General features: G+C 67.0%; 18 protein-coding genes. 8 read left to right on the top strand and 10 right to left on the bottom strand.

The window, feature by feature from the left end:
• Window positions 1-6 precede the first annotated feature (6 nt).
• Complete coding sequence (locus H3005_RS13985) at window positions 7-654, bottom strand: arylesterase (RefSeq protein ID WP_100551592.1); 648 nt, start codon at window positions 652-654, stop codon at window positions 7-9.
• A 75-nt stretch (window positions 655-729) separates the two neighbouring features.
• Here H3005_RS13985 and H3005_RS13980 point away from each other — a divergent pair, with 75 nt between their 5' ends.
• Both H3005_RS13980 and H3005_RS13975 read left to right on the top strand, forming a co-directional pair.
• A complete protein-coding gene (locus H3005_RS13980; protein ID WP_033832045.1) occupies window positions 730-1,377 on the top strand; it encodes an ATP-binding cassette domain-containing protein in 648 nt (215 codons plus the stop codon).
• The gene (locus tag H3005_RS13975; RefSeq protein ID WP_191078425.1) at window positions 1,374-3,884 is read left to right on the top strand and encodes an FtsX-like permease family protein; all 2,511 of its coding nucleotides are present in this window, start codon (window positions 1,374-1,376) and stop codon (window positions 3,882-3,884) included. The genes H3005_RS13980 and H3005_RS13975 overlap by 4 nt, the downstream gene beginning before the upstream one ends.
• A gap of 329 nt (window positions 3,885-4,213) precedes the next feature.
• On the opposite strand, the gene H3005_RS13970 is transcribed toward H3005_RS13975, so the two are convergent.
• The 5 genes from H3005_RS13970 to H3005_RS13950 form a co-directional block, all read right to left on the bottom strand.
• A complete protein-coding gene (locus H3005_RS13970) occupies window positions 4,214-5,149 on the bottom strand; it encodes a DUF6607 family protein (protein WP_100551590.1) in 936 nt (311 codons plus the stop codon).
• A 72-nt stretch (window positions 5,150-5,221) separates the two neighbouring features.
• A complete protein-coding gene (locus tag H3005_RS13965; RefSeq protein WP_089238839.1) occupies window positions 5,222-5,821 on the bottom strand; it encodes a Hemin transport protein in 600 nt (199 codons plus the stop codon).
• Window positions 5,822-5,825: 4 nt separating this feature from the next.
• Window positions 5,826-8,045, bottom strand: coding sequence for a TonB-dependent hemoglobin/transferrin/lactoferrin family receptor (locus tag H3005_RS13960; protein ID WP_279324067.1), 2,220 nt, complete (start codon window positions 8,043-8,045; stop codon window positions 5,826-5,828).
• A 152-nt stretch (window positions 8,046-8,197) separates the two neighbouring features.
• Window positions 8,198-8,392 (bottom strand): hemin uptake protein HemP, encoded by a 195-nt coding sequence (locus tag H3005_RS13955; protein ID WP_005412278.1) that lies wholly within the window; start codon window positions 8,390-8,392, stop codon window positions 8,198-8,200.
• Between the two features lie 197 nt (window positions 8,393-8,589).
• A complete protein-coding gene (locus tag H3005_RS13950; RefSeq protein WP_100551589.1) occupies window positions 8,590-9,561 on the bottom strand; it encodes an aldo/keto reductase in 972 nt (323 codons plus the stop codon).
• A 193-nt stretch (window positions 9,562-9,754) separates the two neighbouring features.
• Here H3005_RS13950 and H3005_RS13945 point away from each other — a divergent pair, with 193 nt between their 5' ends.
• The 4 genes from H3005_RS13945 (at window position 9,755) to H3005_RS13930 (ending at window position 14,217) form a co-directional block, all read left to right on the top strand.
• Window positions 9,755-11,053, top strand: a complete 1,299-nt coding sequence (locus tag H3005_RS13945) for a nucleoside transporter C-terminal domain-containing protein (RefSeq protein WP_100551588.1) — start codon at window positions 9,755-9,757, stop codon at window positions 11,051-11,053.
• 25 nt (window positions 11,054-11,078) lie between these two features.
• Window positions 11,079-12,044, top strand: a complete 966-nt coding sequence (locus H3005_RS13940) for a ribokinase (protein ID WP_100551587.1) — start codon at window positions 11,079-11,081, stop codon at window positions 12,042-12,044.
• A gap of 339 nt (window positions 12,045-12,383) precedes the next feature.
• A complete protein-coding gene (gene dusB, locus H3005_RS13935; protein ID WP_099820273.1) occupies window positions 12,384-13,379 on the top strand; it encodes a tRNA dihydrouridine synthase DusB in 996 nt (331 codons plus the stop codon).
• Between the two features lie 10 nt (window positions 13,380-13,389).
• The gene (locus tag H3005_RS13930) at window positions 13,390-14,217 is read left to right on the top strand and encodes a class I SAM-dependent methyltransferase (protein WP_100551586.1); all 828 of its coding nucleotides are present in this window, start codon (window positions 13,390-13,392) and stop codon (window positions 14,215-14,217) included.
• A gap of 82 nt (window positions 14,218-14,299) precedes the next feature.
• Here H3005_RS13930 and H3005_RS13925 read toward each other — a convergent pair whose 3' ends face one another.
• The 3 genes from H3005_RS13925 to H3005_RS13915 form a co-directional block, all read right to left on the bottom strand.
• On the bottom strand, window positions 14,300-15,334 hold the full coding sequence (locus H3005_RS13925) for a metal-dependent hydrolase (RefSeq protein ID WP_191078424.1): 1,035 nt from the start codon (window positions 15,332-15,334) through the stop codon (window positions 14,300-14,302).
• 153 nt (window positions 15,335-15,487) lie between these two features.
• Entirely contained in the window at window positions 15,488-16,288 is an 801-nt protein-coding gene (locus H3005_RS13920) for a UDP-2,3-diacylglucosamine diphosphatase (protein WP_100551584.1), read from the bottom strand.
• Entirely contained in the window at window positions 16,285-17,994 is a 1,710-nt protein-coding gene (locus H3005_RS13915; RefSeq protein WP_191078423.1) for a lysophospholipid acyltransferase family protein, read from the bottom strand. Before H3005_RS13915 ends, H3005_RS13920 begins: the two co-directional genes overlap by 4 nt.
• A 315-nt stretch (window positions 17,995-18,309) precedes the next feature.
• On the opposite strand from H3005_RS13915, the gene metK reads away from it, so the two are divergent.
• Entirely contained in the window at window positions 18,310-19,521 is a 1,212-nt protein-coding gene (metK, locus tag H3005_RS13910) for a methionine adenosyltransferase (protein ID WP_191078422.1), read from the top strand.
• A gap of 184 nt (window positions 19,522-19,705) precedes the next feature.
• Window positions 19,706-20,212, top strand: coding sequence for an acyl-CoA thioesterase (locus tag H3005_RS13905; protein WP_089238821.1), 507 nt, complete (start codon window positions 19,706-19,708; stop codon window positions 20,210-20,212).
• Between the two features lie 126 nt (window positions 20,213-20,338).
• Here the strand turns inward: H3005_RS13905 and ppc are convergent, their stop codons facing one another.
• A complete protein-coding gene (gene ppc, locus H3005_RS13900) occupies window positions 20,339-23,050 on the bottom strand; it encodes a phosphoenolpyruvate carboxylase (RefSeq protein ID WP_100551583.1) in 2,712 nt (903 codons plus the stop codon).
• Between the last annotated feature and the right edge of the window lie 160 nt (window positions 23,051-23,210).

Below are 23,210 nucleotides of genomic sequence, written 5' to 3'. Positions count from 1 at the left end.
GCGTGCTCACAGCAGCGGTTTCAGCAGCGGCCATACGTTGTCCAGCACTTTCGGCTGCGCCTGCGCGGTGGGATGCAGGCCATCGGCCTGCATCAATCCCGGCTGCAGGGCCACGCCTTCCAGCAGGAACGGCAGCAACGGCACCTTGTACTGCGTGGCAAGTGCGCGGTACGCCGCCGCCAGGCGCTGGCGGTAGCCCGGCCCATAGTTGGGCGGCACGTCGATGCCCAGCAGCAGCACCTTGGCACCGGCCCTCTGGCTTGCCTGTACCATTTTTTCCAGGTTGCCCTGCACCTGCGCCGGGGTCAGGCCGCGCAGCGCATCGTTGCCACCGAGGGCGATCACCACCACCGTGGGCTTTTCCCGCCCGAGCAGGCCCGGCAGGCGGGTCAGCGCGCCGGCAGTGGTTTCCCCGCTCATGCTGGCGTTGACGATGCGCGGCGGGGTTTTCGACTGCTGCCTGACCCGCTGCTGCAGCAGGCTGACCCAGCCTGCATCGGCCGGGATATTGTGGGCGGCACTGAGGCTGTCACCGAGCACCAGCACGGTACCGGTGGCCGGACCTTTGGCACACGCCAGTGCCGGCAACAGCAGCAACCCTAGCAACAGCACCATCATTGCGCCGGCTTGCCGGCTCCATCCCGTCTTGTGCATTGGAGTCTCCTCATCGACAGCCTGTCCCCCCGCAGCGCGCCCGTCGCCATCGCCGTCGACCACGTCGGCAAATCCGTGCATGGCCCGGAGGGTGAAGTCCACATACTGGACAACATCACCCTGACCGTCCATGAAGGGACCAGCGTGGCCATCGTCGGCGCCTCCGGTTCCGGCAAGACCACCCTGCTCGGCCTGCTGGCCGGGCTGGACCTGCCCAGCCGCGGCCGCATCACGCTGGCGGGCCAGGATCTGACGGCGTTGGACGAAGAAGCCCGTGCACAGCTGCGCGCACGCGACGTCGGCTTCGTGTTCCAGAGCTTCCACCTGCTGCCGGCGCTGACGGCGGCCGAAAACATCGCGCTGCCGCTGGAACTGGCGGGTCGCGAGGACCGCACGCGGGTGGATGAGGTGCTGGCTGCGGTAGGGCTCTCGCACCGCGCCCGCCACTATCCGCGGCAGCTGTCCGGCGGCGAGCAGCAGCGTGTCGCCCTCGCCCGCGCGTTCGTCAGCCGCCCGCGCATCCTGTTCGCCGATGAACCCACCGGCTCGCTGGACCAGGCCACCGGCCAGCACATCAGCGATCTGCTGTTCGAACTCAACGCCGGCAGCGGTACCACGCTGGTGCTGGTCACCCACGACCTGCGCCTGGCACAGCGCTGCCAGTACATCCATCGCATCGACAACGGCCGCCTGCAGCCGGTGGAACATGGAGTGGACGCATGAACCTGCTGCGGCATGCGTGGCGCGCGCTGCGCCGCGAAGCCCTGGCCGGTGACCTGCTGACCGTCTTCGCCGCCCTGGTACTGGGCGTGGCGGTGATGACGGCAGTGGGCACGCTGGTCAACCGGGTCAACCTGGCCCTGACCGGCAGCGCGGCGGAAATGCTCGGCGGCGACCTCGGCGTGGCCGGGCGCGACGACCCGCCTGCCGCGTTCGCCGACGAAGCGCAGCGACGCGGCCTGGCGCACACGCGGCTGGCCAGCTTCGGCAGCGTGCTGTTCCAGGGCGATGCCAGCCAGATGGCCAGCATCAAGGCCGTGGAAGCAGGCTATCCGCTGCGTGGCGCGCTGCGCGTGCGCGCTACGCCGGGCGGCGCGCTGATCGCCGATGCCGGGATGCCGGCCAAGGGCCAGGCCTATGCCGATCCGCGCCTGCTGCAGGCGCTGGGCCTGAAGGCCGGCGACGATCTGGAATTCGGTGCGGGCACGCTGCGCATCGCCGGCATCATCGAATCGGAACCGGATGCCGGCGGCGACCTGCTGACGCTGTCGCCGACCCTGCTGGTCAACCGCGCCGATGTGGAAGGCACGGGCCTGCTCGGCCCCGGCAGCCGCATCAACTACAGGTTGATGTTCGCGGGCACCGCCACCGATATCGCGGCCTTCCGGCAATGGTTGCTGCCGCAGGTGAAAGGCATGCGCCTGCTCAGCGTGAACGATACCCAGCGCGGTGTGCGCCAGGCCTTCGACCTGGCCGGTCGTTTCCTCGGCCTGAGCGCGCTGCTGGCGGTACTGCTGGCTGGCGTGGCCACCGCACTGGCTGCCAACCGGTTCGCCCTGCGTCGCATCGACCAGGTGGCGATCCTGCGTTGCCTGGGCGCACGCCAGCGCGACATCCTCGCTGGCCTGGCCCTGCAGCTGCTGATGCTGGCCGTGCCGGCCTGTGCGATCGGCATCGGCCTGGGCATGGCGGCGCAGGAAGGACTGGTGCAGGTGCTGGGCAGCCTGGTGCCGCAACGCCTGCCGTTGCCCGAAGCGATGCCTGCGCTGACCGGCGCGGGGATCGGCCTGTTGCTGCTGTTCGGCTTCGGACTGCCGCCGCTGCTGCGCCTGCGTGGGGTGCCGCCGATGCGCGTGCTCAACCGCTCGTTTGCCGCCTTGCCGCCGGCCTCGCTGCTGGCCTATGTGGCCGCACTGGCGGCCAGCCTGGTACTGGCGGTGCAGGTCACCGGCGATCTGAAGCTGGCCCTGTGGGTGCTGGGGGGCCTGGCCGGTCTGGCGGTCGCCGCAGGCGTGGTCGGATTCCTGCTGCTGCAGCTGCTGCGAGGCCTGCAGCATCGTCTGCACGGCAACTGGCGATTGGGCCTGGCCGCGCTGACGCGGCGGCGGATGCTGGCAGTGATGCAGCTGGTAGGGCTGTCACTGTCGCTGTGCGCCCTGCTGTTGCTGGCAGTGATCGGCCCCGGCCTGCTGCAGCAGTGGCGCGAGCGCCTGCCCGCGGACACACCGAACTACTTCCTGATCAACATCCAGCCCGAGCAGCGCGACAGCGTGCTGGCCGCACTGCAGGGCCTGGGTGCGGATGATGCCAGCATCGAACCGATGGCCACCGGCCGCTTGATTGCAATCAACGGCAAACCACCGCTGCGGGTGGACCGCACGCCGGACGACAATCAGCCGCAGGGCGAAGGACAGCGCGACGACGATGACGAGAACCGGCCACTGAACTTCAGCTGGCGCAGCACGTTCCCGCCGGCCAATACGCTGGTCAACGGCACGTTCTGGACGCCGGACAGCACCGCTGCCGAGGCCTCGGTGGAGATCGGCTGGGCCAAGCGCTACGGCATGCACCCGGGCGACCGCATCACCATTGCAGTGGGCGAGCAGGAGCGCGAGTTCAGCGTCACCAGCGTGCGCAAGGCCGACTGGAACACTTTCCGGCCGAACTTCTTCGTGCTGCTGAACCCGAACGCAGTGGGCGATACACCGCACAACCTGCTGTCGGCGTTCCATCTGCCGGCGGGACAGGCGGCGGGTCTCGGGGCACTGGTGCGTGCGCAGCCGAACCTGTCGCTGCTGGACGTGGATGCGGTGATCTCGCAGGTGCGCGACGTGATGGAACGGGTGGCGCAGGCGGTGCAGCTGGTGATGGTGTTCAGCCTGCTGGCCGGTGTGCTGGTGCTGCTGGCGGCACTGCAGGCGACGGCTGGCGAGCGGCGCTATGACAGCGCGGTGCTGCGCACGCTGGGTGCAACGCGGCGGCAGCTGCGTGGCGCGGTACTGGTCGAGTTCGGGGCGCTGGGCGCGCTGGCGGCGCTGTTGGCGGTGGGCGCGGCAGCGGTGATCGGCGTGGCGGTGTCGCAGAAGGTGTTCGAACTGCCGCTGCTGCCGCCGTGGCCGGGTCTGCTGCTGGGTGGGCTACTCGGCATTGGCCTGAGCCTGCTGGCCGGCTGGTTGGGCACCCGGCGGATCCTGCACACGCCGCCAGCATTGGCATTGCGCGAGGCCTGACGCTGTTGTGAAAGCAAAGGCATCCACGCATGGCGTGGATCTACCAGCGATAACCCCAGTAGATCCACGCCGCGCATGCCAGTAGATCCACGCCATGCGTGGATGCAGTGCCGATGGCTCCGGTAGATCCACGCCATGCGTGGATGCAGTGCCGATGGCTCCAGTAGATCCACGCCATGCGTGGATGCAGTGCCGATGGCTCCGGTAGATCCACGCCATGCGTGGATGCAGTGCCGATGGCTCCGGTAGATCCACGCCATGCGTGGATGCAGTGCCGAGCAAGCTCGGCACCCACCAGTGCAGTGCACGTCCGACACCCGCCGCAGCGATCACCCTTCCTTCGGCGCCTTTTCCACGTACTTGGCGAAGACGTCGTCGATCTGCTTGTCCTTCACCTTCTTGCCGGCCTGCACGTCCTCGGCCTGGGTGAACAACGGGATGATCATCGCCATGCCGTCGAGCTTGGTCTTCAGGTGCACGCCCGGGGCCTGGGTCAGGAAGCCGTCCCAACGCTGGCGCACTTTGCTCCAGTAACCGGCAGTGGCCTTCCAGTAATCACGCGCCGGGGTGAAGTCGACCTCGGTGGTCTTGATGTAGTCGTTGAAGCCGAATTCGCGGGCGATTTCGACCTGGCTGCCATCAGCGTTGCGCTGCACCTTGGTGTTGAACTGCTCGTGGGTCCAGCCGTTCGGGGTCAAGGTGTGGCGATTGACCACGGCCAGCGCGTTGTAATCGCTGCGCTTGGTGTACTCGCGGCGTGGCAGCGGGCGCCAGCTGATGTCGCTGGTCCAGGTCGGCACGTTGTTGCTGTAGGTCCACGTGCCGGTGCCGCAGTAGCGCGGTGCATCGCTGACTTCATACACGCACTGGGTCCAGGCCCCCTTGTTGGTCGCGGCCGCAATCGTGCGTACCTGCCAGGTCTGGTCGGCGCTGAACTCGAAGCGGTTCGGCGCTTCGTACACCCAGTCCTGGCGCCAGTGCTTGGTCACGTGGCCGCTCTTGCTGTCCACCAGCAGGTGCTGCAGGACGATGCGCTTCGGGCTGTCCTCGACCACGATCACCACTTCGTTGCCGCCGCTGCGCATGGCCGGTGCGCGCTCGTAACCCGGCTTCAGCAGCACGGTCTCATCGAAGGCGAAATCCACCGTGTACTCACCCTGCATGGCCAGGATGCTGTCATGGTCGCGGGCGATGTCGGAGGGCTGCGCGCTGGCGGCGCCACTGGCGGCGAGCAGCACCATCACGCTGGCTGTCTGGAACTTCATCGGGTCTTCCTTCGGGGTTGCAGGTTTCGTGGAGAGGCCATCCTGGCCAGCAGTCGATCCATCGCAATCAGGTCACAGGCGAACCAGCGGCAGGTCGCCGGGAGCGCGCGCGGCAGGGCGGCGTGCGGCATCGGCACAACAACAGTCGTCGATCGCCAGTTCGCCTTCGGCGCCTTCCAGGCGGGCGATGCGTCGCGCGGTGGCCGCGCCGAGCGACGACAACGTGGACAGGCTGGCGGCCAGGGTCCGCCCCTCGTCGGCAGCGTGCAGGCGCAGCGTGCACAGGCGCCAGCGCTGGCCGCCGAGGTGGCCGGCCAGGCGCCGCCACAGTCGCTCGCCGACGCTGGCGTCGCTGTCGTGTTCCGGGCCTGGCGGCAGCGTCGCCACCAGCCGATCCCAGGCCAGGAAATCACTGTCCGGCAACAGGTACAGGCGCCACACGCAGCGGCCGCGTGCATCGAGGAAGCAAAGGCTTTCGCGCAGGCCCTCGCTGTCCACGCCCTGGCAGGCATGCACGCGCACTGCCTGGCGCCAGCCGCCCAGCTCGTTGCCGTCGGCGTGGTACAGGCACAACACGGTGCCGAGCGTGGCCAGCTGTGCCGGGGTCGGCCAGGCCGCGCTGTGTGGCGCGGCGGTGGAGTCATTCCTGCGTGCGGACAGTGCTCGGCTCATGAGGTCACCAGGAAACGGCGAGGCTGGCGGAGAAGGTGCGGCCGGGGCTGCTGAAGCGATCGCTCAGCGCGCGGTCGGTGATCAGGCTCGGGGTGATCGAGGACCATTCGATGTAGCGCTTGTCGGCCAGGTTGAACACGCCGACGTTGAAGGTCGCGCCCGGTGCGAAGTTCCAGTGCGCCATCAGGTCCAGCACGCCATAACCTGCCGGCTGGTAGACGAACGGCGCTGGTGCGTTCGGGTTGGTCTGCGCGGCGGGCGGCGGCAGGCGCTTCTTGCGCTGCACGAAGGTACCGGCCAGTTCAACGCCCCAGCTGTCGGTGTCGTACATCAGGCCCAGCGTGCCGCGCAGCGGGTCGACCGAGGCCAGTGGTTCGTCGTCGGTCTTGTTGTCACCACGTGACCACGCCAGCGCGCTGCGCAGTGCCCAGCCCTTCAGCGCCGGGCTGAGTTCGCCGAACTCGATGCCGGCCTTCATTTCGGCACCGTAGATGCGAGCGTCGGCGATGTTCTGCGACTGGAACACCATCAGACCCTGTGCATTGCGGCCGGTGTTGATGTTGGACTCGATGAAGTTCTTGTAGTCGTTGTAGTAGCCGCTGACGCTGACGTAGGCCGCCGGTGCGATGAAGCGCAGGCCCAGTTCGTAGCCATCGCTGGTTTCCGGCTTGAGATCCGGGTTGGCGATGGCGGTGTAACCGAAGGCGACGTTGGTCAGGCCGATGTTGACGTCGTTGTACGGCGGCGAGCGGAAGCCACGTGCGTAGCCGGCAAACAGCGACCACTGGTCGTCGAAGCGCCAGACCATGCCCAGCTTTGGCGACACGCTGGTCTTCTTCAGCTGCGCCACGGCCGTGGTCGGATTGTCCTCGGCAAAGATGCTGTCCACTTCCGGCTTCAGCTCGTAGCGATCGACGCGCACGCCCGGCACCAGCGACAGCCGGCCATCGGCAAAGCGCATCTCGTCCTGGGCGTACAGACCCAGTTCGGTGGTCTTGCTGATCGGGAAGTCACGCACCGGGAACACATCGGGGACGATGGCCTTGCTGACCACGCCGGCCTTGCTGACCTGGTAGCCGTCGCGCTTCTGGCGGATTTCGGTACGGGTGCCTTCGAGGCCGTACGTCAGCGCGTGCTCGACCGCGCCGGTGCTGAAGGCCTTGTTGAACTGCGCCTGCAGGCCATAGGCATGCTGGTCGAAGGAGAAAACGCGGTGGCGGCGGCTGCCGTCGGTGCGGGTCTCGTCGGTCTGCTGCCGGGTTTCGCTGTTCTGCGCGTACACCTGCCAGTGCATGCTGTCGGCGAACGGCTGGTCCAGCGCATCCATCTCGTGAGCGAACGACACACGACCCCGCTTCTGCGTGTCGTGCGCCTTCATGCCGGTGGCCGAGTTGACGCCGACCGACGACAGTACGTTGGTGTCGGTGGTGTCTTCGTTGCCTTCCACCGTCAAGCGGAAGCGCTGGTCCGCGCTCGGCGCGTAGACCAGCTTGCTGAGCAGACTGCGACCGTCGCGGTCCTGCGGGTTGGCGGCAGTGCGGGTGCGGTCGTCGCTGCGCACCGTGCCCTTGTTGTCCGTTTCCTGGCCTTGGTGGTGGTTGACGTTGACCAGGCCGCTCCAGTGCTCGCCACCAAAGGCAGCAGTGGCACCGCCAAGCAGGCCCTTCCACTCACCGTCGTAGCCGAACTTCAGGCCGAAGTAGCTGTCCTTGCCGTCCTTCAGGTAATCGGCCGGGTCCTTGGTGACGAAGGCGACCACGCCACCCAGTGCGTCCGAGCCGTACAGCGAGCTGGCCGGTCCGCGCACGATCTCCACGCGCTTGAGCGTGTCGAGGTCGGTGAAGTTGCGATTGGCGCTGGAGAACGCGCCGATGTCGAAGCGGGTCGGCATCACGATGCCGTCGGTCTGGATGCGCACGCGGTTGCCGTCCAGGCCACGGATGCGGAAACCGTCGAGGCCGAAGCGGGTGGCATTGCGGGTGACCGACAGGCCCGGCTCGTAGCGCACCAGATCCTTGATGTCCTGCACCAGATGCCGGTCCATCTGCTCGCGGTCGATCACATCGACGGTGGCCGCGACATCGCTCACTGCCCGCTCGGTGCGGGTGGCGGTGACCTGCACCCGATCGAACTCGCGCGCGTCGGGCGCGGCATCGGCAGCAGCATGGGCGGACAGCGGCAGGGCCATCCACAGGGCAATGGAAAGGGCGGTCGGGCGGGTCATCGGCATCATTCGGTCAGGCAGGGGAACCCCCGGCCACCGCCACACCAAGCAGGCATGAACGGTAGACCGAGGGGGAGAGAGCAGGAGCGGACGGGTCGCCCACCCTGTCGGCGCTGCCGACAGGAGGGAGGGAGGCGGGCGACCAGACCGCGTTACTTGGTCAGGATCAGCTTGTCGTTGCTGGTATGACGCAGCCGGTAGAAACGGTCACCGTGCTGGATCAGGATTTCACGACGGCCCTTGAGCAGGGCTTCGCTGTCGATGACCTCTTCCGGCGGCACGACACGAACCGGGCGGTCGCGGAGGGTCAGCGTTTCGGGGCGCAGCAGTACAGGTTGAGCATTCATGAGCATCTGGACTCGTGCGAGGGACGAGTTAAATGATAATGATTCTCAGTTGACAATCAACAATCATTCTCAACTTAATTGATGGAATTAATGATCGAAATTTCAATTTTGATAGCCTTTGCCTATTGCAATAGGTGCAATTGGGCGCGGTAAGGCCGGCCGAGCGTGGGCTCGGCCCTACAACCTGTCCTCGGCCCTCAGGCGAATACGGCTTCCACCTGAGCCCAGCCGGCGTCGTCCACCTGCGCCAGCACGTCCAGCGCCTGCAGGTTCTGCAGCAGCTGGCTGACCCGGCTGGCGCCGAGGATCACACTGGACACGTTCGGATTGCGCAGGCACCAGGCGATGGCCAGGCTGGCCGGGGCGTGGCCCAGGTCGCGCGCCACGGCACTGAAGCGACGCACCCGGGCCAGGCGCGCATCGGCGTTGTCGCCCAGCACCAGGTCCTGCAGCCAGCCCATGCCCTCGCGTCCCAGGCGTGCATCGGCCGGGACGCCGTCGTCGTACTTGCCGCTCAGCAGGCCCGAGGCCAGCGGCGAGAAGATCGTGGTGCCCAGCCCGGCGGTGGCATACAGCGGCGCGTACTCCACTTCCACCCGCTCCCGATGCAGCAGGTTGTACTGCGGCTGCTCCATCGACGGTGCCTGCAGGTTGTGGCGCGCGGCGATGTCCACCGCTTCCTGGATCTGGTTGGCCGACCATTCTGACGTGCCCCAGTACAGCACCTTGCCCTGCCTGACCAGGGTGTCCATGGCATGCACCGTTTCAGCGATCGGAGCGTCCGGATCCGGACGATGACAGTAATAAAGGTCCAGGTACTCCACCCGCAGGCGCTTGAGCGCAGCATGGCAGGCGTCGGTCACATGCTTGCGCGACAGGCCACGCTGGGTCGGCCGCGGGTCCTGGGCACTGCCGAAGAACACCTTGCTCGACACGCAGAAACCATCGCGCGGCAGGCGCAGGTCGGCAATCACATCGCCCATCACCTGCTCGGCGCGGCCGTTGGCATAGCCCTCGGCGTTGTCGAAGAAGTTGATGCCATGGTCCCAGGCCGCCGCCACCAGGTTGCGCGCCTCATCGCGTGGCACCTGGTCGCCGAAGGTCACCCAGGCGCCGAAGGACAGGGCGGACATCGGCAGGCCGGTGGAGCCAAGGCGACGGTAGAGCATGCGATTCTCCTGCTGCGGGCCCGCATACGGGCCGGGATCAAGCCACCATTCTACCTGTCCCGGCAGGCGCAACCCCTTGCTGTTGCTGGCCTGATCGGAGCCGATGGCCGCGCGCAGACCGCTTTTCCTTGCTCCGGCCCCTGCCCTGCACTAGGCTTCCCGTTTTTCGCGACGCCCCAGGGGAGTCACTCAGATGGTCGAAGGTTTGGGCAGGATCGGCTTCGGCCTGTTCGGTTTGGCGGTGCTGATCGGCATCACCTGGCTGTTTTCCAACAACAAGCGCGCGGTGGACTGGAAGCTGGTCGCCACCGGCATCTCCCTGCAGATCGCATTTGCGGCACTGGTGATCCTGGTACCGGGCGGGCGCGACGTGTTCGATGCGCTGGGCCAGGGCTTCGTGAAGGTGCTGAGCTTCGTCAACGAGGGTTCAAGCTTCATCTTCGGCTCGTTGATGGACACCAAGAACTACGGTTTCATCTTCGCCTTCCAGGTGCTGCCGACGATCATCTTCTTCTCGGCGCTGATGGGGGTCATGTACCACCTCAACGTCATGCAGGCGATCGTGCGGGTGATGGCCTGGTCGATCACCAAGGTGATGCGCGTGTCCGGTGCGGAAACCACCAGCGTCTGCGCCAGCGTGTTCATCGGCCAGACCGAGGCACCGCTGACGGTGCGTCCGTACATCGCCAAGATGACCCAGTCCGAGCTGCTGACGATGATGATCGGCGGCATGGCCCATATCGCCGGCGGCGTGCTTGCCGCGTACGTGGGCATGCTCGGCGGCGGCGATCCGGTGCAGCAGGCGTTCTACGCCAAGCATCTGCTGGCGGCCAGCATCATGGCGGCCCCGGCCACCCTGGTCGTGGCCAAGCTGCTGATTCCGGAAACCGGCACCCCGCTGACCCGCGGTACGGTCAAGATGGAAGTGGAGAAGACCTCCAGCAACATCATCGACGCGGCTGCTGCCGGTGCCGGTGATGGCCTGAAGCTGGCACTGAACATCGGTGCGATGCTGCTGGCCTTCATCGCCCTGATCGCGCTGCTCAATGCACCGCTGACCTGGCTCGGTGAAGTCACCGGCCTGGCGGCTGCGATCGGCAAGCCGACCGACCTGTCGACCATCTTCGGCTACGTGCTGGCACCGATCGCCTGGGTGATCGGCACCCCGTGGGCCGACGCCACCACCGTCGGTTCGCTGATCGGCCAGAAGGTCGTGATCAACGAGTTCGTCGCCTACACCGAACTGTCGCGTATCGTGAACGGCCAGGTTCCAGGCATGAGCCTGTCCGAAGAAGGTCGCCTGATCGCCACCTATGCCCTGTGCGGCTTCGCCAATTTCAGTTCGATTGCGATCCAGATCGGCGGCATCGGCGGTCTGGCACCGGAACGTCGCCACGATCTGGCCAAGTTCGGCCTGCGCGCGGTGCTGGGCGGTACCATCGCAACCTTCATGACGGCTACCATCGCCGGCGTGCTGACGCATTTCAGCTGAACCCTTGTTTGAGAAAAGATTCCCTATGAGCAGCAGTGTCGTTGTCGTCGGTTCCTTCAATGTCGATCACGTGTGGCGGTGCGAGTCGCTGCCGGCACCGGGTGCGACCATTGCCGGCCGCTACAGCACCGGTCCGGGTGGCAAGGGCTTCAACCAGGCCGTTGCCGCCTGCCGTGCCGGCGCTGACACCAGCTTCCTGTGTGCGCTGGGCGACGACGCAGGTGGTGCCACTGCCCGTGACCTGGCCGCGCAGGATGGTTTCGCGCTGATCGCCGAAGCCAGCAGCGAGCCGACCGGCACCGCCGGCATCTATGTCGATGCCCGTGGCCGCAACACCATCGTCATCGGCCCGGGTGCCAACGCGGCGCTGAGCACCGACTTCGTGCAGCAACAGCAGGCCCTGCTGACCGGCGCCAAGGTGGTGCTGGTGCAGCTGGAATCGCCGGTGCAGACCATCGAAGCGGCGCTGGCCGTGGCCCGTGAGGCCGGTGTCACCACCGTTCTCAACGCCGCCCCGGCTGATGCCCCGTCGAGCATCGGCCTGCTCAAGCTGGCCGATGTGATCACCCCGAACGAGACCGAGTTCGCTGCCCTGCTCGGCCGTCATGTCGGTGAGCGTGTGGATGCCAACGACGTCGCCGCGCTCGATGGCGCCAGCCTGCATGCGCTGTGCCGCAAGCTGGTCGGCAACGGCACGGTAGTGGTGACCCTGGGTTCGGTGGGCGTGTTCGTGTCGCATGCCGACGAGCACCTGCGTGGTGACACCCAGCCGTACTACCGCGTGGGTGCCGAACAGGTGCAGGCGATCGACACCACCGGTGCCGGCGATGCCTTCAACGGTGCGCTGGTGGCCTCGATCGCCCAGGTGCCGGAGGCTCCGTTCGCCCGCCACGTGCGCTTCGCCAACCAGTTCGCCGGTCGTTCGACCGAGAAGGAAGGCGCGGCCGCGGCAATGCCGCGCTTCACCCCGGCCGACGCCGAAGTGAAGTAACGCCTCATCCCCTCGGGGATGATGATCGGGCCCGAGCATGCAGATGCCCGGGCCTTTTCACATTCGTGGGCAAGGCCCCATCCACCCATGGCGTGGATCTACCGGGACGCGGGGCGCGAAGGCCGCATCCGCGCGGGTCGGGCCCGCAGTAGATCCACGCCATGCGTGAATGCGCGTTGCCGGAACACCCAGCCGACCACCATCGCCTGCCCTTGGGGGCGACGGAAGCAACCGTCAAGCATCTGTTGATGCCCGTCCGGCATGAGGTCGGTCCGGATCGGCCTGAACCGGCAGGCCGGCAACCCCGCCGGGGCGCCGGCCGCGCCCTACAATGGGCGCATGCAGATCGGCCCGTACTCCATTGCCCCCAACGTCGTGCTTGCGCCCATGGCCGGCGTCACCGACAAGCCCTTCCGCCTGCTGTGCAAACGGCTGGGCGCGGGCCTGGCCGCCTCGGAAATGACCATCAGCGACCCGCGCTTCTGGAACACGCGCAAGTCGATCCACCGCATGGACCATGCCGGTGAACCCGCGCCGATCAGCGTGCAGATCGCCGGTACCGAGCCGCAGCAGCTGGCCGAGGCGGCGCGTTACAACGTCGACCATGGCGCGCAGATCATCGACATCAACATGGGCTGCCCGGCCAAGAAGGTGTGCAACGCCTGGGCGGGCTCTGCGCTGATGCGCGATGAGCAGCTGGTCGCGCGCATCCTGGAAGCGGTGGTCAACGCGGTGGACGTGCCGGTGACGCTGAAGATCCGCACCGGCTGGGATTGCGACCACCGCAATGGCCCGGTCATCGCCCGCATCGCCGAGGCCAGTGGCATCGCCGCCCTGGCCGTGCACGGCCGTACCCGCGACCAGCACTACACCGGCCAGGCCGAGTACGCCACGATCGGCGAGATCAAAGCCGCATTGCGCATCCCGGTGATCGCCAACGGCGATATCGATTCGCCGCAGAAGGCCGCCTTCGTACTGCAGCAGACCGGCGTGGACGCGGTGATGATCGGCCGCTCCGCACAGGGCCGGCCGTGGATCTTCCGCGAGGTGGCGCACTACCTGGCCACCGGCGAGGAATTGCCGCCGCCGTCGCTGGCCGAAGTGCGCGACATCCTGCTCGGCCACCTGCACGCACTGCACGATTTCTATGGCGAACCGCAGGGCGTGCGCATCGCACGCAAGCACCTGGGCTGGTACGCCAAGGACCGGCCGGAGAATGCCGCGTTCCGCGCGGTAGTGAACCGTGCTGAAGATCCGGCCAGCCAGATCGCGCTGACCACCGACTATTTCGACCGCCTGATCGCCGGGGAACCGGCGATGTCTTCTGCTGCCTGAGCCCGCCAACATGACCCCGCCGATTTCCTCCCCGACCTACCTGCACGGGTTCTCCGGCACCGAACAGCAGCGCCTGATGACGCAGGCGCGCCTGCTGGAATCGAGCATCTTCGGCCAGATCGATTACAGCGGCGCAAGGCGCCTGCTGGAAGTCGGCAGCGGCGTGGGTGCACAGACCGAGATCCTGCTGCGCCGCTTCCCCGAGCTGCACGTGACCGGCGTGGACCTGAGCGAGACCCAGCTGGAAACCGCACGCGAGAATCTGGCGCGCACGCCGTGGTGCAGCGACCGTTACACGCTGCAGCAGGCCGATGCCGGTGAACTGCCGTTCGAGGCGCGCACCTTCGATGCGGCCTTCCTGTGCTGGGTACTGGAACACGTGCCCTCGCCCGCGCGCGTGCTGAGTGAAGTACGCCGCGTACTCGCCCCGGGCTCGCCGGTGTACATCACCGAGGTGATGAATGCCTCGTTCCTGCTTGATCCGTATTCGCCGCACATCTGGCGCTACTGGATGGCCTTCAATGACTTCCAGTACGACCATGGCGGTGACCCGTTCGTCGGCGCCAAGCTGGGCAATCTGCTGCTGGCCGGCGGCTTCCGCGATGTGCACACCGAGATCAAGACCATCCACCTGGACAACCGCGAACCGGCACGTCGCAAGACGATGATCGCGTTCTGGGAACAGCTGCTGCTGTCGGCGGCCGATCAGCTGCTGCAGGCCGGCACGGTGGACGAAGAAACGGTGGAGGGCATGCGTCGCGAGTTCCGGCTGGTGCAGAACGATCCGAACGCGGTGTTCTTCTATTCGTTCGTGCAGGGCCGCGCAACGGTGTATTGAGCGGCCTGCGGTACAGGCCATCCATGCATGGGGTGGAACCCTCGGGTGCCGATGCATTGCGCCATCCACGCATGGCGTGGATCTACTGTTCGGGTTCGTGCCAGATTCGCTGCCACATGGCCGACAACCGGCGACCGGCATCGGCACGCGCGGCCGGGCTGCTGTAGTCCACCCGCAACTGCTCGGGCACAATCGCGCGCCACTGGCCGTCAACCTGCTCGGCCACCGCGAAGTTGAAGGTGTAGTCCGGCTCCAGGCCCATGCGCAGGTCGCTCAGCACCAGCCGGCCCTCCACCACCTGTGCGCGCATGAAGCCACGGTTGAACCACTGCAGGCGCTGTACTGCCGGAATTCCCGCTGCTTCGCGCAATGCCTGCACGTTGGACGGATGCCCCTCGAAACGCATCGGCGCGTGGTCGGCCACCACCGAGTGGTCACCGACCACATAGCCATTCGGGGTCATCGCCACCACCCGCCAGAGCAGGGTATTGAACGGCATCGGCACCGAGAACCGCGGCGCGTCACCCAGGCCCATCGCGGCCAGGCTCTGCTGCGCGGCACGGTCGACCTGTGCCTTGGCGATCAGCCCCCAGCCCAGGTACGCACTGCTGAGCAGCAAGGCAACGCCGAGCGCTTTGCCCGCCCACGGCCGCGCCCGACCGAACCAAGCCAGCACGCAGCCCAGCAGCAGCCACACCGTGTAGCCGGGATCGATGATGAAGACACTCGAACCCATCGCCGGATGCGGCTGCAACGGCCACCACAGCTGCGTGCCGTAGACGGTGAACGCATCCAGCACGGGGTGGGTGACCAAGGCCAGCTGGATCGCCCAGAACCAGCGCACCGGTGACTGCGCCACCCTGCCGTTGCCGAAGCGCTTGAACAGCCACCAGATCAACGCGGCTACCCACGGCAGCACCAGCAGCGAATGGCTGAAACTGCGGTGGTCGGTCATGTTCGCCACCGGGTCGGCGGCGGCAAAGCCCAGCCACAAGGCGTCCAGGTCCGGCAGGGTACCGAGCGCGGCACCGGCCAGCAGAGCGGCACGGCGGTGTCCGGGCGGGGCGATGGCGGCAGCGACGGCGCCGCCGAGAACGATCTGGGTCAATGAGTCCATCGGCCGATGCTAGCGGGTTGCGCCCGGTGTATGTAGAGCTGTGCCCATGCTCGGCTGCTCTTCGTTCGGCGCCACGACAGCCGAGCATGGGCTCGGCTCTACAGGGGGGACCATGCACGCCCGTCGAGCATGGCTCGACGCTACAGGAGCGGTTTACGCCGCCTGCGACAACCGCGCGCCCGCCAGCTCGACCAGTGTCTGCCCGTTGTGGTCCAGCAGCCGCAACGCGCCGTCGTGGTCCTCGGCCAGGGCGGTCAGGCTCTCCACCCAGTCACCGTCATTGGCATAGACCAGACCGTCACGCTCGATCAGCGCGGCGCGGTGGATGTGTCCGCAGACGATGCCATCCAGGCCACGCCGGCGCACATCATCCAGACCGGCCTGCACGAAGCGCTCGATGTAGCGTTCGGCCGCACTGCTCTGCCGTTTCAGGAATTCGGACAGCGACCAGTAGCGCATTCCGAGTCGACGCCGCACCGCGTTCAACAGATGGTTGCCGGTGAGGATGCGGTAGTACAGCCAGTCACCGAACCGCTCCTGCAGGCCACCGAAGTGGGTGACGCCGTCATAGTCGTCGCCATGCGCCACCAGCAGCCGGCGGCCATCGGCCGTGGTGTGGATCGCGCGGCGGCGCACCTGCATCGCCGGCAGCATCAGGCCGCACACCTGGCGCAACGAAGCGTCGTGGTTGCCGGGGATGTAGATGATCTCGGTACCGGCGCGCCGCAGCGCGTGCAGGGCCAGAATGACGTCGCTGTGCGACTGCCGCCAGTTGGCGCGCCGGTGTGCCATCCACCACAGGTCGATGATGTCGCCGACCAGATACAGGCGTTCGCAGCGCAGCGTGCCGAGAAAACGCGCAAGCTCGGTGGCGTGGCAATGCCGCGACCCCAGATGCACATCGGAGACGAACACGGCGCGACGATGCGGTGCCAGGTTCGCCAGCGTGCTCATGCCGGCATCCCCGCATCGCGCAGGTAGCGTTTGCGCTTGTGTGGCCGGATCGCGTGCAGGTCGACTTCGATCAGGCCATCGATCGAGTCGCTGAAATCCGGGTCGACGCCGAACGCCAGGAACCGTGCACCGCCGGGTTCGCACAGGTCGGTGTACTGCCGGTACAAGGTGGGCACGCCGGTGCCGAGCGCGGCAAGGTTGGCTTTGAGCACGTCGAAGGCGGCCGCCGCATCCAGTTCGCCGAAGCACGGTGGCGCGGCGAAGTACTGGAACGGCCGGTTCGATTGCACCCGACCATCGGCCGCGCCGTAGTAACGCTGGTAATAGGCCACCAGCTGCTCGCGCGCGTCGCGGGGCAAGGCGGCGCTGATCGACACCGCACCGAACAGATAACGGATGCCGGGCTGGCATTGCAGATAGGCGCCGATGCCCTGCCACAGGTAATCCAGGCTGCGGCTGCCCCAGTAATCGGGCACCACGAAGCTGCGGCCCAGTTCCAGGCCTTCGGCAATGCGTGGAATGGCATCGTCGGAATAGCGGAACAGGGAGGCACTGTAGAGTCCGGCCAGGCCCCGACGCGCCAACGCCTGCGCGCCACGCATGATCCGGTAGGCACCGGCGATGCGCTGGGCGGTGCCGTCCCAGATCACGATGTGCTGGTAGTGCAGGTCGAAGTCGTCCAGGTCGCGACTGCGCCCCGTGCCCTCGCCCACCTGGCGGAAGGTCAGTTCGCGCAGCCGCCCCAGCTCGTGCAGCAACGGCGAATCAGCCGCGCAGCTGGCCAGCAGGATCTGTTTGCCATCGGCGGTCTGCCCCAGCACGGAGGCAGCGGCAATGCCAGCGGCGACCTGTGCAGGCGGCACCGGTGCGGCCAGCGGCTCGGGCCCTGCAGGGCAACCTTCGGCAATCGGCGTAGTGCGCCCCAGCGCGTACACCGCGCGGCGCACCGCCAGCAGCTGCGCGCCGGGGTCACCCTGCCCCAGCTGCATCGGTTCGCCGATGCGCAGCCGCAGCGGCCGGCCACGGCGGGCGAACATCTCGCGTGCCAGCAGTGCCGTACCGGCCGGCTTGAACAGCGTGGAAGCGCCGTAGAACAGCGCAGAGTTGCGCGCTTCCACCCGCACCGGCAGCACCGGTGCGGCGGCGGCACGGGCAAAGCGGACAAAACCCCGCTGCCAGCGACCATCGCGGATGCCGAGCAGCGACAACCTCGAGACCTCGCCGGCCGGGAACACGATCACGCACTGCTCGGCCGCCAGCGCCTGCTCCACCGCCTGCAGGCTGGTGCGCTGGACCTTGCCACCGAGGATGCGCACCGGCAGCAGCAGGTCCTGCAGCGGCCCGATCGCGCCCAGCAGATCGTTGGCCACGATGCGTACGTCGCGGCGGATGCGGCCGACGGCATCCAGCAGGGCCAAGGCATCCAGCGCGCCGGAAGGATGGTTGGCCACGATCAACAGGCGGCCGGTGGCCGGAATCCGCGCCAGTGCGGCGGAGTCCACGTGGTAGCGGCCCTCGATGAAATCCAGTCCGGCGGCGACAAAGTCGAAACCGCGCACGTTGGCATTGCGGCGCAGGAACTCCTCGATCCGGTCCAGCCGCGACCAGCGTCCGACGCTGCGCAGCAGGGGCCGGGCCAGTTGGCCGCGACGGCCATGGAACCAGTCGGGATAGCGTTGCTGCAGACGCTGTTCGAGTTCCTGCATGGCGTGTCCACTCCTGCCCGGCGGCCGGGTTGGCCGAGAGCCTGCGCCCAGGACGCGGCAGCCAGATGGCGGTTTGGCGGCAGAATGATGACGGCGCCTGCACCGGCCCATCCGGGCCCGGCGGGGGGGCGGCAATGGTCACGCCAGTGGAACACTGCCTGTGCACGATGCCCCCGCAATGCCCGCCAGGCCTTGCCCTGCCGGGCACAACACCTTAACCACCGGCAACCCATACGGGTTCACAATGCACAGGCGGCGCACCCCGTGTATCATTCGCGCCCATCTTTCCATCCGAATCAAAGGATATTAAGCCTGATGTCCAGCTACCTCTTCACCTCCGAGTCGGTCTCTGAAGGCCATCCGGACAAGGTTGCCGACCAGATCTCCGATGCGGTGCTGGACGCGATCCTGACCCAGGACCAGCGCGCCCGTGTGGCCTGCGAGACCATGGTCAAGACCGGCGTTGCCATCGTTGCCGGCGAGATCACCACCAGCGCCTGGATCGACCTGGAAGCGCTGACCCGCAAGGTCATCGTGGACATCGGCTATGACAGCTCCGAAGTCGGCTTCGACGGCGCCACCTGCGGCGTGCTGAACCTGATCGGCAAGCAGTCCCCGCACATCGCCCAGGGCGTTGACCGCAAGAAGCCGGAAGAAATGGGCGCTGGCGACCAGGGCCTGATGTTCGGCTATGCCACCAACGAAACCGACAGCTACATGCCGGCGGCGATCCACCTGTCGCACCGCCTGGTCGAGCAGCAGGCCAAGATCCGCAAGAAGCGCAACTCGCCGCTGTCCTGGCTGCGTCCGGACGCCAAGAGCCAGGTCACCCTGCGCTATGAAAACGGCGTGGTCTCGGCCATCGATGCGGTGGTCCTGTCGACCCAGCATGCCCCGGGCATCAAGCAGAAGGACCTCATCGAGGCCGTCCGCGAAGAGATCATCAGGCCGGTGCTGCCGGCCAAGTGGCTGCACAAGGGCACCAAGTTCCACATCAACCCGACCGGCAAGTTCGAGATCGGCGGCCCGGTGGGCGACTGCGGCCTGACCGGCCGCAAGATCATCGTCGACACCTACGGCGGCTGGGCCCGTCACGGTGGTGGCGCGTTCTCCGGCAAGGATCCGTCCAAGGTCGACCGTTCGGCTGCCTACGCTGCCCGCTACGTCGCCAAGAACGTGGTTGCCGCCGGCCTGGCCGACCGTTGCGAAGTGCAGGTCTCCTACGCCATCGGCGTGGCTGAGCCGACCTCGATCTCGGTCACCACCTTCGGCACCGGCAAGATCAGCGATGACAAGATCGAGAAGCTGATCCGCAAGCACTTCGACCTGCGCCCGTACGGCATCATCAAGATGCTGGACCTGATCCACCCGATGTACCAGCAGACCGCGGCCTACGGCCACTTCGGCCGCAAGCCGAAGGAGTTCAGCTACATCAACGGCGAAGGCGAGACCGTCAACGCCACGGCCTTCTCCTGGGAGAAGACCGATCGCGCCGCCGCCCTGCGCGCCGATGCGAAGCTGAAGTAAGACAGACGAAGGGCCGCTGTAGAGCCGACTGTTAGTCGGCTGACCTTCAAGAAGGGCCGCGCAAGCGGCCCTTCCGCTTCCTGTAGAGCCGAGCCCGTGCTCGGCTTTCTTTTTGTCTGCGCCAAGAGCAGCCGAGCATGGGCTCGGCTCCACAAGGGCGATGCATGCCCGATACAATCCCTCCATGTCGACCGAACTCAAATCCCACCAGCTGTCCATGACCGTGCTGATGTCGCCGGAAATGGCCAACTTCTCCGGCAAGGTCCACGGCGGCGCGATCCTGCGCCTGCTCGACCAGGTGGCCTATGCCTGCGCCAGCCGCTATGCCGGCCGCTACGTGGTCACCCTGTCGGTGGACCAGGTGGTGTTCCGCCAGCCGATCGCGGTCGGCGAACTGGTCACCTTCCTGGCCTCGGTGAACTACACCGGCACCTCGTCGATGGAAATCGGCGTCAAGGTGGTGGCCGAGGACATCCTCAAGCGCAGCGTGCGCCACGCCAACAGCTGCTTCTTCACCATGGTGGCGGTGGACGAGGAAGGCCGGCCGACGCCGGTTCCATCACTGCAGCCGGCCAGTTCGGACGAGAAGCGCCGCCAGGCAGCAGCATTGATCCGCCGCCAGCTACGCCAGGAAATGGAGCAGCGGCATCTGGAACTGCTGGCGTCGAATCCGCCGTCGCCGGAAGAATGATCTCAAACCCGGTAGTGCCGGCCGCTGGCCGGCAAACTTGCGCGCGCTGCCAAACATCATGAGATTGCCGGCCAGCGGCCGGCACTACCATTTCGAATTCGCCGGGCCATGCCCGGCGGATACGGCTCACCCGGTGTTCTGCACGCCCTGCGAAACACCATTCACGCAGGCCACCAGCGCACGCAGCAGGTCATCGTCCTCGCGCCCGCTTCCGCGCCAGCGCTGCAGCAGGTCCACCTGCAGCACGCTGATCGGGTCCACATAGGGATTGCGCAGGCGGATCGACAGCGCCAGCCGCGCGTCGTGGTCCAACAGGGTCTGCTGCTCCATCAGCGCCAGCAGCCAGTGCCGGGTCAGTTCCAGTTCGCGTTCAACCTGCGGGAAGAACGCGTCGTGCAGCTCGCCTGACAGGCGCGAGAACTGTTCGGCGATGGTGATATCGCCCTTGGACAGCACCATCGCGATGTCATCCAGGAACGTGCGGAAGAACGGCCAGTCCCGCGCCATTTCACGCAGCGTGGCTTCATGGCCGGCGTCCACCGCCGCCTGCAGGCCGCTGCCGACGCCATACCAGCCCGGAATCACCGCGCGCGCCTGGCTCCAGGCGAACACCCACGGAATCGCACGCAGGTTGGTCAATGCCGCATCCTGGCCGAGCCGGCGCGAAGGCCGCGACCCCAGTGTCATCCGTTCGATCACATCGATCGGCGTAGCGGTGCGGAAGTAATCCATGAAACGTGGCTGGCCGACGAACGCCCGATAGACTTCGCTGCTGGAACCGGCGACCACGTCCATCACCGGCCGCCATGCGTCCTCGCGCGGCTCGGCGGCGCGCGGGCGCAGGCTGGCGCGCAGTACCGCACCGGTGGCCTGCTCCAGCGAACGCAGCGCCAGCGCGCGGATGCCGTACTTGCGGTGGATCACTTCGCCCTGTTCGGTCACTCGCAGGCGGCCATCGATGCTGCCGCGTGGCGAGGCATCGACCGCATGCGTGGTCTTGCCGCCACCACGGCTGATCGAACCGCCGCGGCCATGGAAGAAGGTCAGGCGCAGGCCCGCTTCGGCAGCCACCTCCAGCAGCTCAACCTGCGCGCGTTGCAGGCCCCAGCGCGAGGCGGCAATGCCACCGTCCTTGCTGCTGTCCGAATAACCCAGCATCACCATCTGCACATCATCACGTGCACGCAGATGCGCGCGGTACACCGGATCGGCCAGCAGGTCACGCAGCGTCGCGGTGCCGCGCTTGAGATCGTCCACTGTCTCGAACAGCGGCGCGATATCCAGCGGCACGCTGCCGGCGTCATCGACCAACCCACCACGGCGCGCCAGCGCGAGCACTGCCAGCACATCGCCACGGTCGTGCGCCATCGAGATGATGTAGCTGCCCAGCGCGTCGCCACCATGCCGCGCACGCGCATCGGCCAATGCGGCAAACACCGCATCCAAGCGCTGGCTGCCCTCATCATCGCCAGCGGGCAAGGGTGTTTCACCACTGGCATGTGGCGCCAGCAGGCGCGCGCGTCCAGCTGCATCCAACGCATCCCATGCTGCGTCGCCGCCCAGCACCGCCGCCAGCGCGCGCGCATGCACGCTCGATTCCTGGCGCACATCCAGCCGCGCCAGATGGAAGCCGAAGGTCTTCACCCGCCACAGCAGGCGCTGCACGGCGAAGCCGCCGGCATGTTCGCCACGGTTCGCGCGCAGGCTGTCGAGGATCAGCTGCAGGTCATCGATCAGCTCGTCGGGGCCGGCATAAGCGCCGTCGGCATCATCCAGCGTGGCCTGCAGGCGCGCGCGCATGCGGTCGTTGAGCAACCGATACGGCATGTCGGCATGGCGTGGCCGCGACTGCACCTGCGGCAGCAACTGTTGGTAATGCGCGACACGCGCCTGCAGTGCATCGCTCACCCCCACCCGTTCGGTGGATTGGCTGAGCAGGCTGGCCAGCTGCAGCAGTTCCTTCTGGTACTGGCCCAGCACGGCAACGCGCTGTGCATCCAGCGTGTTGCGGATGGTGTGCGCATCCACATTGGGATTGCCGTCCATGTCGCCGCCCACCCACGTGCCAAAACGCAGCAGGCGTGGCAGCGGCAGTTCCTCGCCATAGGTATCGCGCAGTGCCTGCTGCAGCGATTCGTACAGCACCGGAATCACCCGGTACAGCACCTGCACCAGATAGAAGCCGACGTGCTCGCGCTCGTCATCCACGGTCGGACGCACCGGTGAGGAATCGGTGGTCTGCCACGATGCGGTCAACGCCATGCGGAAGCGCGCGGCGTCGGCGGCGGCCTCACCGGGGGTGCGTTGGCCGTCGAGGTTGTCGACCAGGCTGGCCACCATCAGCTGCTCTTTTTCCAGCAGCGCGCGGCGCACGGCCTCGGTCGGGTGCGCGGTGAACACCGGCTCGATATCGATGCGTGGCAGCCACTGCGCCAGCTCGTCCAGGCCAACGCCCTGCGCCTTCAGGTGCTGCAGGGCATCCTGCAGGCCATCGGGTTGCGGTGCGGCGGCAACGGCGCGCTGGTAGTCGCGACGGCGGCGGATGCGATGCACGCGCTCGGCGATATTGACCACCTGGAAATAGGTGCTGAACGCACGCACCATGGTCTCGGCCTGCTGCGGCGCACGCCCGGCCAGGCCATCGGCCAGTTCGGACAGCGGCGCCTGGTTCTCGCGGCGGGCGATCGCACGCGTACGCACGTCCTCGACGTCATCGAGAAAAGCGGCCGACACCTGCTCGACCAGCAGGTCGCCGACCAGTGCACCGAGACGGCGCACATCGTCACGCAGGGGAAGATCAGGGGAAGCAAACTCGATACTGCTGCGGTACTCGTTCATCGGCGACGCACAGGCCTCGGTCAACGGATCCAGACCCCAAGCCTAAACCAGATTACGCACGATGCTGCGATGCGGAAATGGTTTCATCTGCACGTATCCGCAGCAGAAGCAGCCGAGCGTGGGCTCGGCTCTACAGACGTCATCACGCGCCATACCGTGT

The sequence above is a fragment of the Stenotrophomonas sp. Br8 genome (assembly GCF_014763005.1).
Lineage (GTDB): Bacteria > Pseudomonadota > Gammaproteobacteria > Xanthomonadales > Xanthomonadaceae > Stenotrophomonas > Stenotrophomonas lactitubi.
This window is presented reverse-complemented; position numbering and strand designations above follow the sequence as displayed.

Excerpts from the sequence above, each read along its gene's own strand:
- H3005_RS13985 (WP_100551592.1), bottom strand. The coding sequence starts at position 654 with ATGCACAAGACGGGATGGAGCCGGCAAGCCGGCGCAATGATGGTGCTG.
- H3005_RS13975 (WP_191078425.1), top strand. The coding sequence starts at position 1,374 with ATGAACCTGCTGCGGCATGCGTGGCGCGCGCTGCGCCGCGAAGCCCTG.
- H3005_RS13970 (WP_100551590.1), bottom strand. The coding sequence starts at position 5,149 with ATGAAGTTCCAGACAGCCAGCGTGATGGTGCTGCTCGCCGCCAGTGGC.
- H3005_RS13965 (WP_089238839.1), bottom strand. The coding sequence starts at position 5,821 with ATGAGCCGAGCACTGTCCGCACGCAGGAATGACTCCACCGCCGCGCCA.
- H3005_RS13960 (WP_279324067.1), bottom strand. The coding sequence starts at position 8,045 with ATGACCCGCCCGACCGCCCTTTCCATTGCCCTGTGGATGGCCCTGCCG.
- H3005_RS13955 (WP_005412278.1), bottom strand. The coding sequence starts at position 8,392 with ATGAATGCTCAACCTGTACTGCTGCGCCCCGAAACGCTGACCCTCCGC.
- H3005_RS13950 (WP_100551589.1), bottom strand. The coding sequence starts at position 9,561 with ATGCTCTACCGTCGCCTTGGCTCCACCGGCCTGCCGATGTCCGCCCTG.
- H3005_RS13945 (WP_100551588.1), top strand. The coding sequence starts at position 9,755 with ATGGTCGAAGGTTTGGGCAGGATCGGCTTCGGCCTGTTCGGTTTGGCG.
- H3005_RS13940 (WP_100551587.1), top strand. The coding sequence starts at position 11,079 with ATGAGCAGCAGTGTCGTTGTCGTCGGTTCCTTCAATGTCGATCACGTG.
- dusB (WP_099820273.1), top strand. The coding sequence starts at position 12,384 with ATGCAGATCGGCCCGTACTCCATTGCCCCCAACGTCGTGCTTGCGCCC.
- H3005_RS13930 (WP_100551586.1), top strand. The coding sequence starts at position 13,390 with ATGACCCCGCCGATTTCCTCCCCGACCTACCTGCACGGGTTCTCCGGC.
- H3005_RS13925 (WP_191078424.1), bottom strand. The coding sequence starts at position 15,334 with ATGGACTCATTGACCCAGATCGTTCTCGGCGGCGCCGTCGCTGCCGCC.
- H3005_RS13920 (WP_100551584.1), bottom strand. The coding sequence starts at position 16,288 with ATGAGCACGCTGGCGAACCTGGCACCGCATCGTCGCGCCGTGTTCGTC.
- H3005_RS13915 (WP_191078423.1), bottom strand. The coding sequence starts at position 17,994 with ATGCAGGAACTCGAACAGCGTCTGCAGCAACGCTATCCCGACTGGTTC.
- metK (WP_191078422.1), top strand. The coding sequence starts at position 18,310 with ATGTCCAGCTACCTCTTCACCTCCGAGTCGGTCTCTGAAGGCCATCCG.
- H3005_RS13905 (WP_089238821.1), top strand. The coding sequence starts at position 19,706 with ATGTCGACCGAACTCAAATCCCACCAGCTGTCCATGACCGTGCTGATG.
- ppc (WP_100551583.1), bottom strand. The coding sequence starts at position 23,050 with ATGAACGAGTACCGCAGCAGTATCGAGTTTGCTTCCCCTGATCTTCCC.